Raw genomic sequence first — 17,193 nt, 5'->3', positions numbered from 1 at the left:
ACACGGGCTGGACCGTCACGCTGCGAGCGGCGGGGTATGCTGGCGCAGGAATTCCGCGTAAGGGGTGGGCTGGATATCGAGCAGCGTCGGTTCGACCTCGAACAGGGCCCAGTAGTAGGTTTCCAGGCCCTTGCACACCTGCGGCGCCTTGCAGTAGCGGTGCCAATGCTGGCCCACTTCGTCGGAATACATGCCGTCGGGCGGAAAGAAGGGCAGCATGCGCTTTTCTTCCAGCGCTTCCACCAGCGATTGCGGTGCGCCGCTGTCACGAGCCATTTCCACCTGCGATTCGTAGCCCCGTTCGGTTTCCACCACCATCAGCTGCGCCGAACCGTCGGCCTTGAAGAACAGGATGCCGCTCGGGCTCGGGAAAGGGTAGTGCTCGACGAAGCCGTGCTCCTGGTACAGCTGCTGCACGACCTTGGCCAGCGCACCGCAGCGCAGGAAGCTGAATTCGTGCAGCACCAGCATGTCCAGCAGGGTCTCCGACTGCTCCTGGAAAAACGCCTTCTGCAGCGCAGCCACTTCCTCCTCCAGCCGGTCCAGCGCATCGTCTGCGCTTTTCTTGATATAGCGGTCGATCAGGCCGCGGTTGAAGGCGTCGACCGCGATCTTTTCATCGGCCTGGCCGGTGAACAGGATCTTCTTGCAGGGCAGGTGCTGGATCGCCTGGCAAAACGCCACGCCGTTCATCTGTGGCATTGAATAATCGACCACCAGCACCGATGGAATGGAAAAACGCTGGCGTTGGGCGGAAATCCGGTAGATCTGCTCCAGGTCCACCGCCACGTTGCGCTGCTCCGCCGACTGGTTCGGATTATCGAAATCCACCTGCAGCGGCAGTTCGCTGCTGCGGGCATTGGCCTTGAACCATTCCAGCGCCTGCAACGGGTCGTGGAAGCACACGCTGGCCTGCATCGGATCGAGCTGGAATACCAGGCTGTGAAGGAAGGTATCGCTGTCGTCCACCAGGACGGTCATGGTTGGGTGGGCGTAAACGGGCAGTTTCATGGTTCAACGGCTTGCTTGTAAGGGAAATTCAAGCACAAAGATAGCATATGCGTGCTCGCGGGAGACACAATGTAGTTTCGCTTCCCACGCTTGCATCACCTGGCGGCACAGTGCCAGGCCGATGCCGGCGCCATTGTGCTCCGGATAAGTGAAGAAACGCTGGAAAATCATCGGCAGATGGTGCGGTGCAATACCGCAGCCCGTATCGATCACCAGGACGCGTGGCACCGGCCGGCAACCATCGATCACGATCCTGACCCGCCCCTTGCCGGCGCGCTGCACCGCCTGCATGGCATTGCGCAGGAGGTTCAGCAGCAGCATGATGGCCAGCTCGTTCTGTCCACCGAAGCGGAAATCGCTGCGGACCTGCAGCGCGACCAGCTGGCGCTGGGCCTCGCCGGTAAAGGGATAGCGGCGCAGCGCCGATTCAACGGTATCAAGCATGGACACGGTTTCGTGCGGATCCAGCTTCTGCCGCACCGCCTGCGCGCTAAGCAGGAACAGGTCGATCATATGATTCATATGGCGCACTTCGTACTGCATGCGGCCCAGTGCCTGGCGCATTGCCGGATTATCCTGTCCCGCGCGCTGCTGCATGCGCGACAGGCCGCGCACATTGGCGTCCAGGCTGGCCAGCGGGGTACGCATCTCGTGCGCCACAGCGCCCAGTCCTTCGCCCAGCCCTTCCAGCTTTTCTTCTTCCAGCGCCTTGCGGCTTTGCGAAAACACCCACATCCAGCCGACCAGGAACAACTGCACCGGCAGCAATTGCAGCACCGCCGCCGAGGCGATGACCTCACCGGCCCCCAGCGCAATCGCCAGCAGCACGGCGGCGCAAATGCCGATTGCGCCGGCGCGCAAAGCGAGACGAACTTCGAAATGGAACAGCGCAACCAGCATCACCAGCATCACCTGGGACCAGGTGACGTTGGCGTGATTCATCAGGAACATGAAGGTGCAGAAGAAGGGCAGCTCGTAAGTCACCAGCACCAGGGTGTAGCGGTCGCGCAGTCGCGCCGGCAGGCGCCGCGCCAACAGGCCGCCAAGTCCAAGCGCGGTACCGACGGCGCGCGCCATCAGGTTTTCGTACGGCTGCGGCACCAGCCAGCCGAAAATCGCGTAATACAGCGGAAAGCAGGTGATTCCGAGCCAGCTCAGGGCGGCGAGGCGCAGGTCGGCGATTTCCCCGGCACTGCGGGCGTGCAGTCGGGTTCGGATAAGGCGTCGGATCATCTGGCAATCATGGCGGTTTGTTGGCGCTTTTTGCGTGAAATCAGCACTATGCTTGATCCACATCAATACGTCCATGCGCTATCATTGCTTTATGAATGATGAAGCACGCACCCTTTACGAAGTCATCGGCGGAGAAACCAAGCTGCGCGAGATGGTTGACCGTTTTTACGACCTGATGGAGCTGGAGCCGGAGTTCGCCGGCATCCGCGCCATGCACCCGCCCAGCACCGACGGCTCGCGCGACAAGCTGTTCTGGTTCCTCAGCGGCTGGATGGGCGGCCCGGACCTGTTCATCGAGCGTTTCGGCCACCCGCGCCTGCGCGCGCGCCACCTGCCGTTCGCTGTCGGTTCGAGTGAACGCGACCAGTGGCTGCGCTGCATGGCGTGGGCGATGCAGGACGTCGGCATCGCCGAAGATTTGCGGCTGCGGCTGATGGAGTCGTTCTATCAGACCGCCGACTGGATGCGGAACAAGGCCGATTGATGGAATTGACCATCCTGCTGGCGCTGGCCGCCGTCATCATCGTCCTGCAAATTGTCGCGCTGCTGCGCAGCCGCGGCAGCGACGTCGCCGACCAACTGGACCGAGTCGAACGCGAAGTGCGCCTGCAGCTTCAGGCCACGGCACAGGCGCAGCGCCAGGAAATGGGCAATATCCTTGCGCAGTCGCACGCAGCGACAGTCCAGCAGCTTGAAACAATGCGCCGCCAGATCGAGGTGCTGACCGAATCCAACACGCGCCGCCTGCTGGAAGTACGCGTGGCGCTGGAAACCAGGATGCGCGAGCTGCAGGCCGACAACGGTGCGCGGCTGGAAGAGATGCGCAAGACTGTCGATGAAAAGCTGCACGAAACGCTGGAAACACGCCTGACTGAATCATTCCGCCAGGTGTCCGAACGCCTGGAGCGCGTGCACCAGGGCCTGGGCGAAATGCAGCAGTTGGCGCTGGGCGTTGGCGACCTGAAACGCGTGCTGACCAATGTGAAAACGCGCGGCACCTGGGGCGAAGTGCAGCTCGAGATGCTGCTCGAGCAGATCCTCACGCCGGATCAATACGCCAAGAACGTCGAAACTATCCCGGGATCCAACGCCCGCGTCGAATTCGCGCTCAAGCTGCCGGGCCAGAAAGAGGGCGGCGCGCCAGTATGGATGCCGATCGACGCCAAGTTCCCGAAAGAGCAGTACGAGCGCCTGCTGGAAGCGGCCGACCGCGCCGATGCCGATGCAGTTGCCGCTGCCGGCCGTGAGCTGGAACGCGCCGTGCGCGGCGAGGCGAAGACGATCGCTGAAAAATACGTCTCGCCCCCGCTGACCACCGACTTCGCCATCCTGTTCCTGCCGACCGAAGGCCTGTATGCAGAAGTGATGCGCCGCCCCGGCCTGGCGGATGAACTGCAGCGTGTGAATCGGGTCAGCATCGCCGGCCCATCCACGCTGACCGCGCTGCTGAATAGCCTGCAAATGGGCTTCCGTACCCTGGCGCTGGAAAAACGCTCGTCGGAAGTGTGGCAAGTGCTGGGCGCTGTAAAGACCGAATTCGCCAAATTCGGCGACGTCCTTGCAACGACCAAGATGACACTGGAAAAAGCCGCCCGCAACATCGAAAACGCGGAAGTACGCAGCCGCCAGATGGCGCGCAAGCTGAAATCAGTGGAAGCGCTACCTGCCGAAGCGGCCCTGTTGATGCTGGGCGCATCCGACGGCGCTGACGCGGACACCGACAGCCCCAACTGAGCGATGAAGCTCGCTGCCCACTTCGCGCTAGCATTGCTGCTGCCAGCATCAACTGGCGTATGGGCCGGCGAACTGGAACTCCCTGCCGCGAAGCCTGTTGTGCGAACACAGCTTGATTTAGAACCCGCCCGCGACAGCTTCGGCCGGCCTTTGGGTGTCCCAGGCAGCCAAACGCCCTTGGCGCGCGCAATGAACGAGGCATGGAAGAAGGATGCTTCCGAAGCGAATTTGAAAGCATGGTCGGAAGTCCTGATAAAGTGCCAGCAAGCCACCAACCCCGCCTGGACCACGCCTCTTATGCGCAGCGAGCCGCAGCAAGCGCACTGCTACCGCTATTGAGTCTTTCTGGGGCCGGGCTGATGCAGGTCAGGCGAGTCAGACCAGCCCCTCAAAAACTATCACGTCAATCAGGTCACCCTCCGCCACATTGCCTTGCTCGTCGTGCAGCACCACCATGCAGTTTGCCTCGGACATCGAACGCAGGATGCCGGAGCCTTGCGAGCCGGTGATGCGCACTTCGCGCGTGCCGTCCAGCGCCGTGGAGAGGATGCCCCGTTGATATTCGGTGCGGCCGGGTTTCTTGCGGATCGCCTGGGCCGAGCGGACACGCAGCAACTGGTCGCCTGGTGCATCGGCGCCCATCATGCGCAGCAGGGCGTGGCGCGCGAAGAAGTAGAAGGTGACCATGACGGCCACTGGATTGCCAGGCAGGCCAAACAGGTAGGCACTGTGGCCGTTCGAGCGGATGCGGCCGAACGCCATCGGGCGGCCAGGGCGCATGCCGATCTTCCAGAAATGCACATCGCCCAGCGTGGCCATGACCTGCTTGGTGTAATCCGCTGCGCCTACCGATACGCCGCCGGATGTGATCACGGCGTCGGCACATTCACAGGCAGTGCGCAAGGCTTCTTCGAGCGATGCCGCGTCATCCTTCACGATGCCCATGTCGACGATGTCGCAGCCAAGGCGTTGCAGCATGCCGAACAGGGTGTAGCGGTTGCTGTCGTAGACGCAGCCTTCCGCCAGCGGTTCGCCGATCGAGCGCAGCTCGTCGCCCGTGGAGAAGAAGGCCACGCGCAGGCGGCGCTGCACCGGCACTTCGGCCAGGCCCAGCGAGGCAAGCAGGCCCAGGTCGGCCGGGCGCAATACTTTGCCTTTGCGAAGTGCGGGAGTGCCGGCTGCAAGGTCTTCGCCTTTGAATCGGCGGTTGTCGCCAGTGCGCACGGTGTTCGGCGAGATTGTGACGGCGACGTCGCTCAGGTCCGCCGCCAACTCCTGCGGCAGCACGGTGTCGCAGCCATCCGGCATGACGCCGCCGGTCATGATGCGCACGCACTCGCCGGGGCCGGGCTTCAGCGCCGAAGGGCGGCCCGCGTAGGCTGTTCCGATCACCTTCAGCGTGGTGTTGCCGTCGGCTTTGAGCTGCCCGCCGGCAAACGCGAATCCGTCCATCGCGGAGTTGTCGTGCGCGGGGACGTTGATCGGCGAGATCACATCGGCAGCGAGCACGCGGTCCAGGGCGCTGCGCAGCGCGACCTTTTCGATGCAGCGCACGGGCCGGATGAATTCACGGATGATGCGCTGTGCATTCCGCACAGGCAGGGCGTCGGGATCGTAGCCAGACAGGCAGGTCGCCACATCTTTCAGTGAAGGGTTGGCGGCAGCTTCTTCCTCGTTCTGCAGCTCGGTCAACGTGTTGATATTGCGGAAGGCAGCGGCCTCGTTGAACAGCACCTCGGCCACCTTGATCGATTTGTACCAGCCATCCATCTTGCGCGAGCCGGTCTGCAGGTAATCGTCCAGCGCCGGCAGGGCGCTTTTGCGCACCAGGCAAAAAACAGGATGCAGTTGCGTGCGCGTCTTGCCATCGTCGTCGGTTTCCAGCGTAGATGCCACGGCGAGGTCGGCGCCCTGCGCGTTCAGCGCCTCGTAAAGCCGCTGCGCCAGGTCGGGCGGCAGGAAAGGGGAGTCGCAGGGCGCTGTCAGCAGCAGGTCCGTCGTGCAATGGCGCAGGCCCGTCTGCAGACCGGCCAGCGGGCCCTCGTAGCCTTCCAGTTCGTCCGGCAGCACCTCCACGCCGAGCGCGCCGTAGGCGCCCAGATTGCGGTTGGCGTTGATGGCGACGCTGGCCACTTGCGGCGCAAGCCGCTGCAGCACATGTGAGGCAAGCGTGCCGCCCCGGAAGGGCTGCAAGCCTTTGTCCACACGGCCCATGCGGGTGCCGCGGCCACCTGCCAGGATCAATCCACTGATGTTTTGTTCCATCGCCAGCTTAGCCCCCGATATATGACATTTCGACTTTGCGGTCGGCGCCCAGCGCCAGGCCTTCGGTATTGATGGTACGCAGTTCCGAATAGCGGTCGGCACGAACGCGCCACAGCGCAGTGATGGCGGATGAGATTTCTGCGTCATTGCGGCCTTCGCGCAGCAGTGCGCGCAAGTCGTGGCCGCGCGATGCGAACAAGCAGGTGTACAGCTTGCCCTCGGTCGACAGGCGGGCACGCGAACAATCCTTGCAGAAGGCCTGCGTCACGCTGGAGATCACGCCGACTTCGCCACCGCCATCGACGTAGCGCCAGCGTTCGGCCGTCTCGCCGGTATAGTTCGGATCGACCGGTACCAAAGGCATTTCGGCGCTGATCATGCGCACCACTTCGGCGGATGGCACCACGTCGTGCATATTCCAGCCGTTGGACGTGCCGACGTCCATGAATTCAATGAAGCGCAGGATGGAAGGCGAGCCTTTGAAGTGGCGCGCCATCGGCAGGATTTCCTGTTCGTTCATGCCGCGCTTGACCACCATGTTCACTTTGACAGGACCAAGGCCGACGCTGTGCGCCACGTCGATTCCGTGCAGCACATCCTCTACTGCGAAGTCGACATCGTTCATGCGCTTGAAGGTGGCGTCATCCAGCGCGTCGAGCGAGACGGTGACGCGTTGCAGGCCGGCGTCCTTCAGCGATTGCGCTTTGCGCGCCAACAGGGAGCCGTTGGTGGTCAGGGTCAGGTCGAGCGGCCTGCCGCTCACGGTGCGCAGTTCGGCCAGCATGGCGACCAGTCGTTCCAGGTCCTTGCGTAAGAGCGGCTCGCCGCCGGTCAGGCGGATCTTTTCAACCCCGTGTTCGACGAACAGGCGCGCAATGCGCGTGATCTCCTCAAACGTGAGCAGGGCATTGTGCGGCAGGTACTGGTAGTCCTTGTCGAACACTTCCTTCGGCATGCAGTAGACGCAGCGGAAATTGCAGCGGTCGGTGATGGAAATGCGCAAGTCGTGCAGCGGACGGGCGAACCTGTCCTGAAGGCGGCCGGTTGGCGCCTCTAACGTTGCGGGGATGGCCGGCGCCTGGCTGCGGCCATCGTTCAGGAGGATGATTTTTTCGGTCATGCTGGGTGCGTGGTTACACCCGGTACGATAGCACGATGCCAGCAATTGCACAGGCCAGCAATACGCGGATTGTTCCTTGCTTGTACTGCATTAAGGCTATGGCTGCGGTAGCGGCGATTGCGACGGCCGGCCACTCCCAGCGGCCGGCTGGATAGAACACGTGGATGCCAAAAAATAGTGCCAGGCTGGCAATTACTCCCACCACGGCGGCAGAGATTGCGGTCAGCGGGGCGGTCATGCGGATATTGCCGCGCGTTGATTCGACCAGCGGGCCGCCGGCCAGGATGAAGACGAAGGACGGCACGAAGGTAAACCAGGCGGCGACAGCGGCGCCCAGCATGCCTGCCAGGGCAGGGTGGCCGGCCACGGCTTGCTGCGTCCAGGCGCCGACGAAGCCGACGAACGCCACCACCATGATCAGAGGGCCAGGCGTGGTTTCTCCCAAGGCCAGGCCATCGACCATCTGGGCAGGCGTCAGCCAGTGGAAGTGCTCGACACCGCCCTGGTAGACATAGGGCAGGACAGCATAGGCCCCGCCAAAAGTCATCATGGCGGCTTTGCTGAAGAACCAGGCCATCTGCGCCAGCGGTTTGTCGATGCCGAACAGCCAGGCGAGCAGCAGCCAGCCGCCAGCCATCAATACGATGCCGGCAGCGGCGACGCGCGCCAGTCCGGTCCAGCTGAAGCGCGCGTGCTGCGGCGTTGGCGTGTCATCGTCGATCAGGGCGGGAGGGTGGGCGGCTTGCGTGGCGGCAGGGCCGTGCCCGGCGCCGCCCAGGGCAAACAGTTCGGGACGAAGCCGGCCGCCGGCCCAGCCCAGCAGGGCGGCCGCGCCGACAATCGCCGGGAATGGCAGCTTGATAAAGCTGATGGCGACGAAGGCAGACAGTGCGATGGCCATCAATGGGCGGTTGCGCAGCGTGCGTTTGCCGATGCGCCATGCGGCAGCCAGCACAATGGCGACTACGGCGGGCTTCATGCCGTACAGGATGCCGGCGACGGCGGGCAGGCTGCCGTAAGCCATGTAGGCCCAGGACAGGCCAATTAGCAGCAACAGCGAGGGAAGTACAAACAGCACGCCGGCAATGATGCCGCCCAATGTGCGGTGCATCAGCCAGCCGATGTAGATGGCGAGCTGCGTGGCTTCCGGGCCGGGCAGCAGCATGCAGTAATTCAGTGCGTGCAGGAAGCGGTGTTCGGAAATCCAGCGCCGGCGCTCAACCAGCTCGGTGTGCATCAGGGCGATCTGTCCGGCCGGGCCGCCGAAGCTGATGAAGCCCAGCTTGAGCCAATACAGGAATGCTTCCCACAATGGGACATGAAAAAGGGAAGCACCTGGCTTCCCTTTTTCGTCTGCGAAAGGCCGGTTAGCCATTCGCCTTGGTTTCAACCTGCACCAGCGGCTCGCTGGCAACCGGTGGCAGCGGCTTGCGCTCGCGTGGCACGCGGATCGGTTGGGCGGTCGCGGCAGCGGCGGCAGCTTCCTGCGCCGCGCGTACCTTGGCCGGGTCGGTCACTGCCATCGACAGTCCGGCGGCAGCCAGCATGGCATCGACGTCTGCCTTGGCAGCGGCCGGCACAGGTGCTGCCGGGGCAGGAGCTGGTGCTGGCGCTGGCGCTGGCGCAACTGGGGCCGGTGCCGGCGCGGCGGCGACTGGCGCTGCCTCGGCTGGAGCTGGAGTTGCGGCAGCCGCTGGCTCGACGACGTCGGCAGCAACTTCTTCGGCAGTTGCCGGTTCGGTTGCGGCCGGCGCGGCTTCAGCGAAAGGCAGCACGCCTTGTGGCGATGCTGGCGCGCTGACCACAGGCTCCGCTGCGACTGGCTCAGCGGCTGCTGGAGCAGCGACTGGCAAGTCCACGGCGGCTGGCTCGACTGGCGCGACAGCTACCGGTGCGGGCTCGACTGGCGCAGCTACTACAGGGGCTACGGCAACCGGTTCAGCAAGCGCTGGCGCCTCGACAGCCGTGGCTGCAGCGGCGTGCGCAGCGGCGCCTTCGGCAGCGGCAGCGCTCGCAGCTTCAGTGGATGCCTGCTCGGCGGTGACAGCAGCCGGGGCAGCAACTGGGGCCGACACAGCTTCGGTAGCGGCGGCCACTGGAACTGCTTCGCCTTCAGCCGGCGCAACGGTGAACGTTGCCTCGGTCGCGCCTTCCGCACCTTCCACGCCCTCAGCGCCTTCACGCTCACGACGGTTACGGTTGCGGCCACCGCGACGGCGGCGGCGGCGTGGCTCGTCGCCGCCTTCCGCGCCTTCATGCTCTTCACCCTCTGGTCCGGTGTTGCCAACTGCTTTCACCAGTACTGGCGTCTCAGGCGCGCCGGTGCCGGTGCCAACTGGACCGACGCCTGCTGCTGCCAGTGCCAATTCCTCGGCCTTGGCTTCCGCTGGAACTGCTTTCTCGGCGCGCGGCTCGCGTGGCTGGCGAGGCTGGCGCGGTTCACGTGGCTCACGCTGCTCGCGTGGTTCGCGCTCGGCACGCTGGCCTTGGGCCTGGGCCGCCTCGGCGCCTTCGCGCTGCTCGCGTGGTTCACGCGGCTGGCGTGGCTCACGCGGTTCACGTGGCTCGCGCTGTTCGCGCGGCTTGCGGGCTTCTGCTGCCGGTTTCGCTTCCTCGGCGCCTGGACGGGTGCCTGGTTCGCGGTCTTCGCGCTCGCCGCGGCCGCCTTTGCCGCCACGGTTACGGCCACGCTGGCCGCGATCCTTGCGGTCGCCGCGTTCTGCGTTGGCTGGCGCCTTGGTGACGATGACTGGCGCTTTCGGCTGCACTGGCTCTTCCTTCTCACCACCGGTGAAGAAGGAGATCAGCTTGGCGAAGAAGCCCTTTTCAGCCGGGGCTGCTGGAGCAGCCGCGCGTGGAGCGGCGGCGGCTGGCTTGGCAGCTTCCGGCTTATGTTCCACCATTGGAGCTGGTTGCTCTGGGGTAATGGTCTTGACGACGGCTTCCTGGCGCGGCTTGGCTTCTTCCTTGTGGCGCTTGGAGAACGACATGTCGGTCTCGGCAGCTTCAGCCATGGTGTAGGAGGCAGCGTGGTCTTCCAGGCGTGGATCGTCGTGCTTGATGCGTTCCAGCTTGTAGTGCGGGGTTTCCAGGTGCTTGTTCGGGATCAGGATCACGGTGATGCGGTGACGGGTCTCGATCTTCAGCACTTCGCCGCGCTTCTCGTTCAGCAGGAAGGCAGCCACGTCGACTGGCACCTGGACGTGGATGGCGGCCGAATTTTCCTTCATCGCCTCTTCCTGGATGATGCGCAGCACCTGCAGGGCGGACGATTCGGTATCGCGGATGTGACCGGTGCCCGAGCAGCGCGGGCAGGTCACGTGCGAGCCTTCCGACAGTGAAGGGCGCAGGCGCTGGCGCGACAGTTCCATCAGGCCGAAGCGGGAAATCTTGCCCATCTGGACACGTGCACGGTCGTGGTGCAGGGCGTCTTTCAGGCGCTGTTCGACTTCACGCTGGTTCTTCGACACTTCCATGTCGATGAAGTCGATCACGATCAGGCCGCCCAGGTCGCGCAGGCGCAGCTGGCGGGCCACTTCGTCGGCGGCTTCGCAGTTGGTGTGGAAGGCGGTGGTTTCGATGTCCGAGCCGCGGGTGGCGCGGGCCGAGTTGACGTCGATGGAGACCAGGGCTTCAGTGTGGTCGATCACGATGGCGCCACCCGATGGCAGCGGAACCGTGCGCGAGTACGCGGTTTCGATCTGGTGTTCGATCTGGAAGCGCGAGAACAGCGGCACGTCGTCGCTGTAGCGCTTCACGCGGTGCACCATGTCCGGCATCACGTGCGACATGAACTGGTGCGCCTGTTCGTAGATCTCGTCGGTATCGATCAGGATCTCGCCGATATCAGGCTGGAAGTAGTCGCGAATGGCGCGGATCACCAGGGACGATTCCTGGTAGATCAGGAAAGCGCCGGAGGCTGCCTTGGAGGCGCCTTCGATGGCGCGCCACAGTTGCATTAGGTAGTTCAAGTCCCACTGCAGCTCTTCCACGGTACGGCCGATGCCGGCGGTACGGGCAATCACCGACATGCCTTGCGGCAGGTCCAGCTTGTCCATGGTTTCGCGCAGCTCCTGGCGCTCTTCGCCCTCGACACGGCGGGAAACACCGCCACCGCGCGGGTTGTTCGGCATCAGGACCAGGTAACGGCCAGCCAGCGAAATAAAGGAGGTCAGTGCCGCGCCCTTATTGCCGCGCTCTTCCTTCTCCACCTGCACCATGATTTCCTGGCCTTCGCGCAGCGCTTCCTTGACGGATGCATTGCGCACGTCGACGCCTTCGCGGAAATAGGAACGGGCAACTTCTTTAAAGGGGAGGAAGCCGTGGCGGTCTTCGCCGTAGCTGACGAAGCAAGCTTCGAGGGAGGGTTCGATTCGAGTGATGACGCCTTTGTAGATATTGGACTTGCGCTGCTCTCGTCCGGCGGTCTCGATGTCGATGTCGATCAATTTTTGACCGTCGACAATTGCTACGCGCAACTCCTCTTGCTGCGTAGCATTAAACAACATGCGTTTCATTTTTATTAACTCCGCGACCCTTGGGCCATGTCAAAGCCGCCCCCATGGAGACGGCGAAGTACAAGGATATACGCGTGAATTAAGGAGGCTGTAGGGGGAAATGCCTCGTCATGCGGCGGGCGCGAAGCGCTGCCGCCGCATTGGGCGCATGAAGCAAATCGTCATGCCGAGTTTGCGCACTGCGTGCAACATCATCCAACGGCCCGAGCGTTGCCGGGTGGCGGGAGAATGCAGGCGTGCGCACATCGTCGGGCCAGGGCATCTTGTATGGTGCCTTGGCGAAACGGCAAGCGTTATCCACTTCATCAACCAGCGAGCAACGACTGTAGTGCTTGCTCGCCGGACTTATCCTAACAATCCAGCCAGTCTAATTCAGCACACGAGCGCTCGAGCCGATGGCAACAGCGGTTGCGACCCTGATCGGCGCACGAATGTGCGTATACAATTTTTTCCACCGAATTTGCGTTTGGCGAGGCCAGCAGATACGCCCCTGTGTAAAATGTACGTTTAATTCTTTACACTTGCAGCAGATTAAACCGCGGCATAACGATTATATATTCAAAATGAAGGACTTAGAGAGAAATTCTGGGAAGCCGGGCCAAAACAAGTCGCAAAAAGCCGATTCCGCTTCCCCCCAACAGGTCCTGCCGCAAGCACAATTCGTCACAATCACTGAAGAAGAGGCCGGACAGCGGATCGATAACTACCTGTTGCGTGTTTGCAAAGGTGTGCCGAAGAGCCACGTCTATCGTATCCTGCGCTCGGGTGAAGTGCGGGTGAACAAGGGCCGCATCGACCAGTTGTACCGCTTGAATGCCGGCGACCTGGTGCGCATTCCACCGATTCGCATTGCTGAAAAGCAAGAGGCAACCGTTCCGGCCGCCGAATTCGACGTCATTTTTGAAGACGCCAACCTGTTGGTGATCAACAAACCCTGCGGCGTTGCCGTCCATGGCGGTTCCGGCGTTTCATTTGGCGTCATCGAGCAGTTGCGCGCAGCCCGCCCGGACGCCAAGTTCCTGGAACTGGTGCACCGCCTGGACCGGGAAACGTCCGGCCTGCTGCTGATCGCCAAGAAGCGTACTGCCCTGACCAACCTGCATGACCAGATGCGCGACGGACTGACCGACAAGCGCTACCTGGCCCTGGCGGTGGGCGACTGGAAGAACAAGCGCCAGCACGTAAAGCTTGCATTGCATAAATACACGCTTCCGGACGGCGAGCGCCGCGTGCGCGTGCAAGCCGACGGCCAGGCTTCGCATACCGTGTTCAGCCTGCTGCAGAAATTTGATGGTTTTGCGCTGCTGGAGGCCGAGCTGAAGACCGGCCGAACCCACCAGATTCGCGTTCATCTGCAATCTTCGGGCTTTCCGATTGCAGGTGACGATAAATACGGCGATTTTGCACTGAACAAGGCGCTGCAGAAAGCCACGGAAACGCGTGGCGCGCTGAAACGCATGTTCCTGCACGCCCACCAGATTACGTTTACCCATCCTGAAACGGGCAAGCCGATGACCTTGAATGCGCCTTTGGCCGCCGAATGCCAGCGATTCTTGGTAAGCTTGGGGAAACCATTGAATTGAGAAAAAAATAATGCCGCGCAAGCAATTTGACCTGATCGTCTTCGATTGGGATGGCACGCTCATGGATAGCACCGCCACCATCGTGAAGTGCATCCAGGCTGCCGCCAAGGACCTGGGCCTGCCTATCCCGAGCAGGGAACAGTCCGCCCACGTGATCGGGCTGGGCATGGGAGAAGCCATGCAGGTCGCCATGCCGAACCTCGACCCGAAGATTTATCCGCGCGTGATGGAGCGCTACCGCTATCACTACCTGGCGAAAGACCACGAGCTGACACTGTTCGATGGCGTGCACGAAATGTTGCAGGACTTGTCGCAGCAAGGCTATTTTCTTGCTGTCGCGACCGGCAAGAGCCGGGTCGGCCTGAATCGTTCCCTGAACGCCGCCGGACTGTTGTCGACTTTCGATGCGACGCGCTGCGCCGACGAGACTTTCTCCAAGCCGCATCCGGCCATGCTGCAGGAACTGACCCGCGAACTGGGCCAGGATTTGCGCAGGACCGTGATGATTGGCGACACCACACATGACCTGATGATGGCGCAAAATGCGGGATCTTCTGGCATCGCCGTCGAATATGGCGCCCATCCGTTGGAACAACTGGCTGCCTGCAACCCGGTGTATTCGGCGCGGACTGTGCCGCAATTGCACCAATGGCTGAATGAGAACGCTTGATGGATGCTGACATCCTGGTTTGCGCTGCCGAGGCTTTGCTGGAAGGCGGCAAGGGAATCCGTTTTCCCTTGCGCGCCGGTGGCGAAGACAGCACCGGCTTCGTGGTGCGCTACGGCGGCAAGGTCTATGGTTACCTGAACCGCTGCGCCCACGTGCCGATCGAGCTGGACTGGGCTGAGGGCGAGTTCTTTGAATCGAGCGGCCTCTATATCATGTGTTCCACACACGGCGCCATTTATATGCCTGAGAATGGCCAATGTGCCGGCGGCCCATGCCGCGGCGGTCGACTGCGTCCGATTGCCGTGATTGAGCGAGACGAAAACATTTACTGGCAGCCTGACGATTACGTGCGCCCACGACCATGAGTGATATCAACGACAACAATAACACCCAGCCAGCGCCCTCGGCCGAGAATCCTCCCATCAAGTGGGAGCGTGAAGTGCTGGAAAAGCTGGTGTTCGCTACGCTGAAGGAGCAGCGCGCCAATCGCCGCTGGAGCATTTTCTTCAAGGTGTCGACACTGGCGATCATTTTCTTCGCCCTGGCCAGCTACTTCGGCGTCAACCTGATGGGCGGCGATGCCGAGGCCCTGGGCCGCCATACCGCCCTGATCGAAATCGAAGGCAGTATCGAGTCGGAAGGCAGCGGTGCGGCGGATGTGGTGATTCCCGCGCTGAACAAAGCCTTCTCGGATACCGGCTCGGTGGCCATCGTCCTGCACATCAACAGCCCGGGCGGCAGCGCGGTCCAGGCCGGCATGATCGTGGACGAGATCCGCCGCCTGCGCCACGGCTACCCGCAAAAGCCGCTATACGTGGTGGTCGATGAAATCTGCGCCTCGGGCGGCTATTACATCGCCTCGGCCGCCGATCGCATCTACGTCAACAAGGCCAGCATCATTGGCTCGATTGGCGTGCTGATGGATGGCTTCGGCTTCACTGGCACCATGGAAAAGCTGGGCGTGGAACGCCGCTTGCTCACCGCTGGCGAAAACAAGGGTTTCATGGATCCGTTTAGCCCCCAGTCGGACAAGCAGAAGCAGCATGCGCAGACCATGCTCAAGGAAATCCATGCCCAATTCATCGACGTGGTGCGTACCGGCCGCGGCAAGCGCCTGAAGGAAACCCCCGACATGTTCTCCGGCCTGTACTGGACTGGCGCGCGTGCCATCGACATGGGACTGGCCGATGACCTGGGCAGCGTCGACAGCGTGGCGCGCGACATCGTGAAAGCGGAAGACATCGTCGACTATACCCAGCATGAAAACCTGCCAGAGCGCGTGCTGAAGAAGTTTGGCGCAGCAGTTGGTTATGGCGCCATCAAGGCCGCCGCCGATGCTGCCAAGCCGAGCTTGCGCTGAAACTTGGCTCAGCAGTCAACATTGGCATTTTTGCTTGCCATTTCCCCGACGTGGACTATATTGACGGTGTAGTTCGATTCAAGGGGAGGGCGATTAGCAATCAATTCTTGAGGCAGACTACGCAGCCGCATTACGGATGCGGACTTGAGTGAATTCACATTCCTCGTCACTGTCTCTTTGGGAGGCAAGAGAACGGCGGCCCCTGGCCGCTGTTTTCGTTTCTGCGCCCTGGTCTTCGGTTGAAAAGCCGCCTTGCAGCAGCCACTCGAGCAACTCCGCTCCCTGTTGACGCCGCCACAACGCTTGCGGCATTGACCCTGCCTGGCCGCTCCAGCGCGCGACAGCCAATTTGGTTTCCAGCGAAGCGGCATGGGCCTGTGCCAACGACTTACGGTTGATGTAGAGCTTCATTGCTGAGATCTCCCAAAGAAATTCCTATAGCCCAGTCAGCAGATTCCTAATGCTATTTAAGTGTACCAACTCGACTGTCACGCCCTTTGATCTGCATCAATAGGGAGGCTTGCGGTAGCGTAAATCCGGTAAAATCCCGCCCCATGAGTAAATTATCCCTGGACCGAATCCTGCAGTCGCAAGGCTTCGGCACCCGTAAATACTGCCGCGCCCTGATCGAAGACGGTGACGTTTCCATCGGCGGCGAAGTGCAGGACAACTATAAAGCGACTATCGAAACCGACGGCCTGGTGCTGGAAGTGTTCGGCGAAGAGTGGGTGTATCGCGAGCACCTCTATATTGTCCTGTACAAGCCTTCCGACTACGAATGCTCCCGCAAGCCCAGCCACCACCCGGGCGTGCTGACCTTGTTGCCTGAGCAATTCACCTGGCGCGAAGTCCAGCCGGTCGGCCGCCTCGACCATGACACCACCGGCATGCTGCTGATGTCCGATGACGGCCCGTTCATCCATGCGCAGTCTTCGCCCAAGCGCCACGTGCCCAAGGTCTACCTGGCCACCACGGCCGAACCGGTGACCGACGAGCTGGTGGCCCAGATGCTGGCCGGCGTCCAGTTGCATGATGAGCCCGCTCCCCTGGCTGCCGTCACCTGCATCAAGCGCGGCGAGCACCAGCTCGAGATCGTGCTCGAACAAGGCAAATACCACCAGGTCAAGCGCATGCTCGCTGCTGCCGGCAATCATTGCTCTGCGCTGCACCGCTCCGCCATCGGCCAATTGCAACTCGATTCTCTGGGCTTGCAGGAAGGGGAATGGTGCTATCTCACCCCCGAACAGCTCGCGTTATTGGCGCCGGCCTGATCACTGTTTCTTCATCATGGCCGCATGTCCCGCGGCCATTTCCTGCTTGCTCAGGAATCCGTCCTTGTCGGTATCCATTTTCGCAAACATGGATGCCGACGCTTTGGCGTGCTCTTCGGCAGTAAGCACGCCATCGCCGTCAGAATCGACGGCCTTGATCTTGTCGGCTGCTGACATGTCCGACTTTTTCGTTGCCTGTCCCGTAATGGCCTTGTGTGCAGCAGTCATTTCTGCAGCACCCACTTTGCCATCATGGTTGGCATCCATATGCTCGAACATCCTCTTCGCACCGGCCGCATGTTCAGCCGCCGATACCTTGCCATTCTGGTCGGCATCCATGGAATTGAATTCCTTATCGACCTCAGGTCCGGCGATTGCCTGTGCCGAGATTAGTGCGCCTGCGATGAAGCTAAGTGCTTTCATATTGGC

Annotated in this window: 16 protein-coding genes; 8 read left to right on the top strand and 8 right to left on the bottom strand. The window is 62.1% G+C overall.

The features are described from left to right. Nucleotides 1-15: 15 nt before the first annotated feature. Together ACN9M3_RS25240 and ACN9M3_RS25235 are read right to left on the bottom strand one after the other, a co-directional pair. Nucleotides 16-1,011, bottom strand: coding sequence for a response regulator (locus tag ACN9M3_RS25240; RefSeq protein WP_426163867.1), 996 nt, complete (start codon nt 1,009-1,011; stop codon nt 16-18). Nucleotides 1,012-1,014: 3 nt separating this feature from the next. Continuing rightward, nucleotides 1,015-2,244, bottom strand: coding sequence for a sensor histidine kinase (locus ACN9M3_RS25235; RefSeq protein ID WP_426163864.1), 1,230 nt, complete (start codon nt 2,242-2,244; stop codon nt 1,015-1,017). Between the two features lie 91 nt (nt 2,245-2,335). Between ACN9M3_RS25235 and ACN9M3_RS25230 the strand changes: the two genes are divergently transcribed. Genes ACN9M3_RS25230 through ACN9M3_RS25220 form a run of 3 tightly spaced genes read left to right on the top strand, consistent with a single transcriptional unit; the run spans nt 2,336 to nt 4,317 of the window. Continuing rightward, the gene (locus tag ACN9M3_RS25230) at nt 2,336-2,728 is read left to right on the top strand and encodes a group II truncated hemoglobin (protein ID WP_426163861.1); all 393 of its coding nucleotides are present in this window, start codon (nt 2,336-2,338) and stop codon (nt 2,726-2,728) included. Beyond that, complete coding sequence (locus ACN9M3_RS25225; RefSeq protein ID WP_426163858.1) at nt 2,728-3,978, top strand: DNA recombination protein RmuC; 1,251 nt, start codon at nt 2,728-2,730, stop codon at nt 3,976-3,978. The genes ACN9M3_RS25230 and ACN9M3_RS25225 overlap by 1 nt, the downstream gene beginning before the upstream one ends. A 3-nt stretch (nt 3,979-3,981) precedes the next feature. Further along, complete coding sequence (locus ACN9M3_RS25220; RefSeq protein WP_426318988.1) at nt 3,982-4,317, top strand: hypothetical protein; 336 nt, start codon at nt 3,982-3,984, stop codon at nt 4,315-4,317. 36 nt (nt 4,318-4,353) lie between these two features. Here ACN9M3_RS25220 and glp read toward each other — a convergent pair whose 3' ends face one another. The 4 genes from glp to ACN9M3_RS25200 are packed head-to-tail and all read right to left on the bottom strand — an operon-like array spanning nt 4,354 to nt 11,880. After that, a complete protein-coding gene (gene glp, locus ACN9M3_RS25215) occupies nt 4,354-6,243 on the bottom strand; it encodes a gephyrin-like molybdotransferase Glp (RefSeq protein WP_426318987.1) in 1,890 nt (629 codons plus the stop codon). 7 nt (nt 6,244-6,250) lie between these two features. After that, nucleotides 6,251-7,363: a GTP 3',8-cyclase MoaA gene (moaA, locus tag ACN9M3_RS25210; RefSeq protein WP_426163849.1), complete on the bottom strand. Its 1,113-nt coding sequence runs from the start codon at nt 7,361-7,363 to the stop codon at nt 6,251-6,253. Nucleotides 7,364-7,376: 13 nt separating this feature from the next. Continuing rightward, complete coding sequence (chrA, locus tag ACN9M3_RS25205; protein WP_426318986.1) at nt 7,377-8,738, bottom strand: chromate efflux transporter; 1,362 nt, start codon at nt 8,736-8,738, stop codon at nt 7,377-7,379. Beyond that, the gene (locus ACN9M3_RS25200) at nt 8,731-11,880 is read right to left on the bottom strand and encodes an Rne/Rng family ribonuclease (protein ID WP_426318985.1); all 3,150 of its coding nucleotides are present in this window, start codon (nt 11,878-11,880) and stop codon (nt 8,731-8,733) included. The genes chrA and ACN9M3_RS25200 overlap by 8 nt, the downstream gene beginning before the upstream one ends. A 563-nt stretch (nt 11,881-12,443) precedes the next feature. Here ACN9M3_RS25200 and ACN9M3_RS25195 point away from each other — a divergent pair. The 4 genes from ACN9M3_RS25195 to ACN9M3_RS25180 are packed head-to-tail and all read left to right on the top strand — an operon-like array spanning nt 12,444 to nt 15,493. Further along, nucleotides 12,444-13,463 (top strand): RluA family pseudouridine synthase, encoded by a 1,020-nt coding sequence (locus tag ACN9M3_RS25195; protein WP_426163843.1) that lies wholly within the window; start codon nt 12,444-12,446, stop codon nt 13,461-13,463. 10 nt (nt 13,464-13,473) lie between these two features. Further along, nucleotides 13,474-14,133 (top strand): HAD-IIIA family hydrolase, encoded by a 660-nt coding sequence (locus ACN9M3_RS25190; RefSeq protein WP_426163841.1) that lies wholly within the window; start codon nt 13,474-13,476, stop codon nt 14,131-14,133. Continuing rightward, nucleotides 14,133-14,498 (top strand): Rieske (2Fe-2S) protein, encoded by a 366-nt coding sequence (locus ACN9M3_RS25185; RefSeq protein WP_426163839.1) that lies wholly within the window; start codon nt 14,133-14,135, stop codon nt 14,496-14,498. Before ACN9M3_RS25190 ends, ACN9M3_RS25185 begins: the two co-directional genes overlap by 1 nt. Then, nucleotides 14,495-15,493 (top strand): S49 family peptidase, encoded by a 999-nt coding sequence (locus ACN9M3_RS25180; RefSeq protein WP_426163837.1) that lies wholly within the window; start codon nt 14,495-14,497, stop codon nt 15,491-15,493. Before ACN9M3_RS25185 ends, ACN9M3_RS25180 begins: the two co-directional genes overlap by 4 nt. 117 nt (nt 15,494-15,610) lie before the next feature. On the opposite strand, the gene ACN9M3_RS25175 is transcribed toward ACN9M3_RS25180, so the two are convergent. Further along, the gene (locus ACN9M3_RS25175; protein ID WP_426318984.1) at nt 15,611-15,904 is read right to left on the bottom strand and encodes a hypothetical protein; all 294 of its coding nucleotides are present in this window, start codon (nt 15,902-15,904) and stop codon (nt 15,611-15,613) included. A 143-nt stretch (nt 15,905-16,047) separates the two neighbouring features. On the opposite strand from ACN9M3_RS25175, the gene ACN9M3_RS25170 reads away from it, so the two are divergent. Beyond that, nucleotides 16,048-16,764 (top strand): pseudouridine synthase, encoded by a 717-nt coding sequence (locus ACN9M3_RS25170; RefSeq protein WP_426318983.1) that lies wholly within the window; start codon nt 16,048-16,050, stop codon nt 16,762-16,764. Here ACN9M3_RS25170 and ACN9M3_RS25165 read toward each other — a convergent pair whose 3' ends face one another. Further along, on the bottom strand, nt 16,765-17,187 hold the full coding sequence (locus ACN9M3_RS25165; RefSeq protein WP_426318982.1) for an EF-hand domain-containing protein: 423 nt from the start codon (nt 17,185-17,187) through the stop codon (nt 16,765-16,767). Between the last annotated feature and the right edge of the window lie 6 nt (nt 17,188-17,193).

Origin of the sequence: Pseudoduganella sp. R-43, from assembly GCF_049913255.1 — a bacterium.
Lineage (GTDB): Bacteria > Pseudomonadota > Gammaproteobacteria > Burkholderiales > Burkholderiaceae_D > Rugamonas.
This window is presented reverse-complemented; position numbering and strand designations above follow the sequence as displayed.